Source organism: Paraburkholderia sp. CNPSo 3274, from assembly GCF_024206475.1.
Lineage (GTDB): Bacteria > Pseudomonadota > Gammaproteobacteria > Burkholderiales > Burkholderiaceae > Paraburkholderia.
In genome coordinates this window covers 1-5,175 of the sequence record NZ_JAMBPR010000165.1, presented here as the reverse complement: position 1 = coordinate 5,175, position 5,175 = coordinate 1, and the positions used below count along the sequence as shown (strand labels likewise).

General features: G+C 59.0%; 6 protein-coding genes and 2 pseudogenes. 4 read left to right on the top strand and 4 right to left on the bottom strand.

Annotated elements, in window-relative coordinates:
- Positions 1 to 971: 971 nt before the first annotated feature.
- On the top strand, positions 972 to 2,294 hold the full coding sequence (locus tag M3I54_RS43420) for an IS5 family transposase (protein ID WP_254346538.1): 1,323 nt from the start codon (positions 972 to 974) through the stop codon (positions 2,292 to 2,294).
- A 39-nt stretch (positions 2,295 to 2,333) separates the two neighbouring features.
- Positions 2,334 to 2,772 (top strand): annotated as a pseudogene (locus tag M3I54_RS43415) (IS6 family transposase); the annotation flags it as partial.
- A 122-nt stretch (positions 2,773 to 2,894) separates the two neighbouring features.
- On the opposite strand, the gene M3I54_RS43410 reads toward M3I54_RS43415, so the two are convergent.
- Entirely contained in the window at positions 2,895 to 3,275 is a 381-nt protein-coding gene (locus tag M3I54_RS43410; protein ID WP_133190591.1) for a type II toxin-antitoxin system VapC family toxin, read from the bottom strand.
- The gene (locus M3I54_RS43405; protein ID WP_133190593.1) at positions 3,272 to 3,478 is read right to left on the bottom strand and encodes a type II toxin-antitoxin system VapB family antitoxin; all 207 of its coding nucleotides are present in this window, start codon (positions 3,476 to 3,478) and stop codon (positions 3,272 to 3,274) included. Before M3I54_RS43405 ends, M3I54_RS43410 begins: the two co-directional genes overlap by 4 nt.
- Before the next feature lie 413 nt (positions 3,479 to 3,891).
- On the opposite strand from M3I54_RS43405, the gene M3I54_RS43400 reads away from it, so the two are divergent.
- Positions 3,892 to 4,083: a hypothetical protein gene (locus M3I54_RS43400; protein ID WP_133191109.1), complete on the top strand. Its 192-nt coding sequence runs from the start codon at positions 3,892 to 3,894 to the stop codon at positions 4,081 to 4,083.
- A gap of 78 nt (positions 4,084 to 4,161) precedes the next feature.
- Here the strand turns inward: M3I54_RS43400 and M3I54_RS43395 are convergent, their stop codons facing one another.
- Complete coding sequence (locus tag M3I54_RS43395; RefSeq protein WP_133191107.1) at positions 4,162 to 4,320, bottom strand: NAD(P)-binding domain-containing protein; 159 nt, start codon at positions 4,318 to 4,320, stop codon at positions 4,162 to 4,164.
- On the opposite strand from M3I54_RS43395, the gene M3I54_RS43390 reads away from it, so the two are divergent.
- A complete protein-coding gene (locus M3I54_RS43390) occupies positions 4,249 to 4,590 on the top strand; it encodes a hypothetical protein (RefSeq protein ID WP_254346540.1) in 342 nt (113 codons plus the stop codon). The genes M3I54_RS43395 and M3I54_RS43390 overlap by 72 nt on opposite strands.
- Before the next feature lie 49 nt (positions 4,591 to 4,639).
- Here the strand turns inward: M3I54_RS43390 and M3I54_RS45635 are convergent.
- Positions 4,640 to 4,822: pseudogene (locus M3I54_RS45635) on the bottom strand (Zn-dependent oxidoreductase); the annotation flags it as partial.
- Between the last annotated feature and the right edge of the window lie 353 nt (positions 4,823 to 5,175).

Here is a 5,175-nt window from a genome sequence, read left to right as displayed (position 1 = left end):
GCAACAGCTTGGGGGTGAAAGTCCCCTGCCCAACCTGATGGTGGTGAAGGGCTAGTGAAACGCAAGGGCGTCGTCGTGAGGCGGGGTCTGAAGGAAGCGTGTAGCAAAGCCACGACCTGACGAACAGAAACCAGATACGAGGCCTACCCAGTCGGACGAGCGAGCAAATGATTGCGAAGTCCATAACCATCAAGGGCTGGGGTGGTAAATCTGGCAGGTGCGTGGTGAAGGCGGTTGAGCTTACCTTCTATGAGCGGAATATTGTCAAGGCATGTCACGAGCTCGCTGTGGTTCGAACATTGACTGCGCGGTCAATTCAATCCGCTGGCGCCTGGCCAGCCTCATCCTGCATGCGCGTTGCGCCGGAGTTGTCTCCAGGAACATGCCCCATCTCGGGATCGGTTGCATGGCAACCCGGTAAGAACACGGGCATGTTCACCTCAAACCTGTGCCTGCTGCGCCAACGCGCAAATGCATTGACCCCACTGCTTTCGGCGTAGCGCCTGAACGACGGCGACGCTCAGCGACCGGCGATGACACTGCGCCGGTCTCCCACACGAATCTTGCGGGCTTGCGTTCAACGAAGGCAAGCAATAGCAGTCCTGAGCCCAACGTAAACGATTGAATGTGACTATACAAAAATCCTACGAACTCAAGGTCACGGCGATCAGTATAAAGGGTCATCAACTCGACGGAAAATGCGTCGATGTGGCATTCCAATTAGGCGGATCTTGCCCGAAAACATTGCGAACGAAGAAATCCACGAGCTTACGCTCGGTGAAGATACCGGGGGCTCCATGATCAGCGCCCGGCACATAGACCATTTCGAATTCCTTTCCCGCCTTAATGAGTCGAACCTGAAAAATTCGAAGGGCCTTGTGCAGCAAGGGTTTGGAGCGGAAAGTTGTTGATGCATTTGCAGGAACCTGGCAGATTCTGGGTTGTTTCCTGCAAATTCTGTCGAGGTCTGGATGGGTCCGAAGACACCAGTAAGCGAAGGCGATTTGTTCCGGCATCCTCTGCGCGAGCAGATCAACCTGAAGCATCCCCTGGTGCGCCTGGCCGATCTGATCAACTGGAATGGATTGAATGCGTCGATGAGCGCGAGCTTCGTCTCACGCAAGGGTCGGCCGGCCACGTCACCGAGGCTGATTGCTGGCTTGTTGTATCTCCAGCATGCGTTCGATCTGTCGGACGAGGAAGTGGTCTGGCAATGGGTGGAGAACCCGTATTGGCAAGTCTTCACCGGCGAAACGTTTTTACAGACCGAACCGCCGATCGATCCGTCGAGCCTGACGCGCTGGCGCAAGCGCCTAGGGGAAGCCGGAGTTGAGGAGTTGCTGGCTGAGACGATCGAAGCGGCGAAGCGCGCGGGCGTGATCAAGGCCTCAAGCGCGAAGCGCGTAATCGTCGACACGACGGTCATGCAAAAGGCGATCGCCCATCCAACCGATTCGCGCCTGCTCGAGCGGTGTCGCGAACATCTGGTGAAGACTGCGGCACGGCACGGATTGAAGCTCAGGCAGAACTACAATCGCGAGGCCCCACACCTGGCGCGCCAGATTGGCCGCTACGCTCACGCGAAGCAGTACAAGCGCATGAGGAAGGCATTGCGTACGTTACGTTCGCGCGTTGGACGTGTGATGCGCGATGTGGAGCGACAGGTCGACCAGGTAGCGGACTCAAACCTCCCGGTCCTGCAGGAGCTGATTGAGCGCACGAAGCGAATGCTGTCGCGGAAGCCGAAGGACAAAAACAAGCTCTACGCACTACATGCGCCAGAGGTTGAATGTCTGGCGAAGGGCAAGGTGCGCACACCCTACGAGTTCGGCATGAAGGTGTCGATCACGACGACCCACAAGGAAGGACTGGTGGTTGGGATGCGCTCGATGCCAGGCAATCCGTACGATGGGCACACGCTGGCCGAAGCGCTAGAACAGGCAGCAATCCTGTGCGACGCCACGCCGGAGGTCGCTATCGTCGACCGTGGCTACAAGGGTGTCGCCGTCGATGGTGTGAAGATCTACCACCCGGGCTTGCGGCGGGGCATCACACGCGGACTACGCGCGATGATCAGACGGCGCAGCGCGATCGAGCCAGCCATCGGTCACATGAAGACAGACGGAAAACTCGATCGCAACTGGCTCAAGGGTGCGCTCGGCGACGCGATGCACGCGGTGCTGTGTGGCGCAGGCCACAATCTTCGAATGATCCTCAGGAAGCTGCGGCTTCTTTGTGCCTTCATTCTGGTGGCCTTGCTCAACCGCCGCGTTGCTGGCCTTCAATCACCGTAACACCGGTTGTCGGCAAAACGAATTGTTCAGGACGGACCACTTAAGGTCAATGGCCAATGGAAATACCTGTATCGCGCCGTCGACAAGGCTGGCAACACCATCGACTTCCTGCTGCGGGCCCATCGAGATAAGACTGCGGCGCGGCGATATTTCGAAAAATTGATCGCCCGCAATGGCGAACCCGCGACGGTGACTATCGACAAAAGCGGCGCGAATCTGGCCGCACTTGAAGCCATCAACGCAGACCGCGAAACCCCGATCAGGATCCGGCAGAACAAATACCTGAACAACGTCGTGGAACAGGACCATCGAGCGATCAAACGGATCATCAGACCGATGGATGGGCTTCAAGGATTTTCGGTGTGCGCGCATCATTCTCTCTGGTATTGAGGTGATGCATATGATTCGCAAGGGGCAGATGAAAAACGAGGGCGATGACCGAACGGCAGCCGCTCAGTTCCATTCGCTGGTGACATAAGCAATCCGATATATATGGGAACATGCTCGGCCTGCCATCCTTATCGCGACAGAACCGCTAGTGATGCTGAGGCCGTTCCGCGGCGATAGTGTTCATCCGGACGGTAGTGCCGGGTGACGCGTCTAGTGGATGTCATGCATGCACGCGATGCCAAGTTCAGCGGCGAGCTGAGCGAGGCGCTTGTCCAGGGTCCAGATCGATGCACCGGGAGTCATCAAGGTTGACGCAAGCAACGTAAGATCGCTGCTGCCACAGCCTCGACCGTAAAATTGTCTCGCCTCGATCAACTCCATCACCTCGGTCCAAGTCGCGTGCGTTGCATGTTGCAGCAGCCCGATGTCGTGGAGCGTCCGGGCGCGAGGTGCTGGCGGAGTGCCACAGGCGAGTTCAACAAGCACGACTGGATGTGTCAGCGCTTGGTCGCTCGTGATCAGTTGAACAAGCCTCGTGTTGGCGCGACGGAAATGATCAACCCAGACGGATGTGTCGATGAGGACGCTCATTGGTTCGCAGGCTCGGATCGGCGCCGCGGGATGTCGGGCATATCGGGTGCGGCACCACCCAGGGCTGCCAGCCGCTTGCCAGCCTGCACGCGAATAAACGTCTGCATTGCCACCCGGAACAGGTCTGCCTTGTCCATGTCAGGATCGGCAAGCTCAAGCGCGCGCTGGTAAAGGCTGTCGTCGATGGTAACGGTGGTTCGCATTTGACCTCCGGTTTGATGCTACTCTGCATCAATTGTAGCATCAATAAAGTGGGAGGCGCGCCGACATGCTGTCCGGTCAGGCCAAGGGATCCGCAGTGAATGGTCATGGGCGTACCTGATCGCCCACCAGATTTAACATAATATAATTTATCGCAGTTTTTAAATGGGGTACGACGCTGTAATAAACCCGTCTGCCCGTGCAGGTCCGCGCTCTCCGACAATAGCCGATGGGCGCTATGCTCCGACACGGGAGTGAAACTTCGGCTTCAGCGATGAGCAGTTCCCGGGCGGCGCGTCGAAGGCAGACAGGCACCGCGCCGTGCGGTCTCTGGCAGGCAATCGGCACGCCAGAGACTTCCGCATCACGGGCAGCCTTGCGCATTTTTCTTTATAACCTCGCAGCACATCAAGCCATGGAAATCCGCGTCAGCTACGAACACAGTCTCGCCTCGGCGCCGAAAGAATTTTTCGTTCACGTGCCGTCTCGGGTCATCGCCGATGTACCGGTGAATGTGCCGCGCGCGCTGCTGCCGGAATTCATCACGAACCTGATCGCTGAGCGCTCACCCTCGATCGGCAAAATTCGGAATCTGAAGATCCTTTGAAACGAAAGACCGTCCGGCTGACACTCGACCAGACGCAGCCAGGGCTGCCGCTGAAGCCCGTCTCCGAGCGCGTCGGCCTCAGCTACGGTGCCGGCGCGGCCGCGACCCGCCGGCAACGACGCTGAAAAGGGTACGCGGGTCGCGCGAGTTGCTAACGATCACCTCGTGCCCCGCCTGCACCGCCAGGCGAGCGAGGCCACCGCCGATCAGGCCGGCGCCGATAAAACCGATTTTCATCACCGTGTCCAAAGCTTGGAATTGCATCCGTCCGTGCGCTCATCGCGTGAAGCCAGTCTTTCCCCGCGTGCGGCCGTCAATCATCTTGGCGATCGCCGCACGAGCCTCCGTCATCGGCACGACAGCGGCTTCTTCCGGCTTGATGTCGTTACGGATGATGAACTGCATCATGGCTTTCATCTCTTCGTGCGTGCCCATGATGGTGCCGCCTATGTCGATCTGCTCGACAAAGATGGGCAGCAGATCGGTTTCCGCGGCACCCGGTCGTGACCCCGTGGATCACCACGACGCCGCCGCGTTTGACCGCCCCCAGGTTGTCCGCCCAGGTCACGGCCCCGATGTTGTCGACGAGTGCATCAGCGCGGCGCGGCAACTGATCGCCATGGCGGAATATCCGGTTGGCGCCGAGGCGCTCGGCGATCGCGGCACCCTCGTCATTGCGCGTCGTGGCCCGCACCTCGAAGCCAGCAGCACGACCCACCTGAATGAGCGCAGTCGACATGCCGCCCGAAGCGCCCTGCACCAGCAAGGACGGCGGACGCTGCGCTCATACTCTGCCGCTGACCGGGGCGCAATCGCGAACTTTCATCACGTATCACATATGAGTCAACGTGCCACGAGGGCTGGCTCTCGCAGGAACGGTGTACGTCAGCCAGAAGCCAGGCGTCGATGCGAGCCGGCCGATGGATAGCTTGACGCCGATCTAGTTCTGTCACAAATCGGGAGACAGGGCAACCACCACCGGGTGCCAAGCCAAATTCAGGATGCTGGAACGCGTCGTGCTTGCCAAACCTGGTGCCCCTTCTTCCATCGCACTCGGGAGACCTGTCATGCAAACCGGACTCACCACCGGTT

Excerpts from the sequence above, each read along its gene's own strand:
- M3I54_RS43420 (WP_254346538.1), top strand. The coding sequence starts at position 972 with ATGGGTCCGAAGACACCAGTAAGCGAAGGCGATTTGTTCCGGCATCCT.
- M3I54_RS43400 (WP_133191109.1), top strand. The coding sequence starts at position 3,892 with ATGGAAATCCGCGTCAGCTACGAACACAGTCTCGCCTCGGCGCCGAAA.
- M3I54_RS43395 (WP_133191107.1), bottom strand. The coding sequence starts at position 4,320 with ATGAAAATCGGTTTTATCGGCGCCGGCCTGATCGGCGGTGGCCTCGCT.
- M3I54_RS43405 (WP_133190593.1), bottom strand. The coding sequence starts at position 3,478 with ATGCGAACCACCGTTACCATCGACGACAGCCTTTACCAGCGCGCGCTT.
- M3I54_RS43410 (WP_133190591.1), bottom strand. The coding sequence starts at position 3,275 with ATGAGCGTCCTCATCGACACATCCGTCTGGGTTGATCATTTCCGTCGC.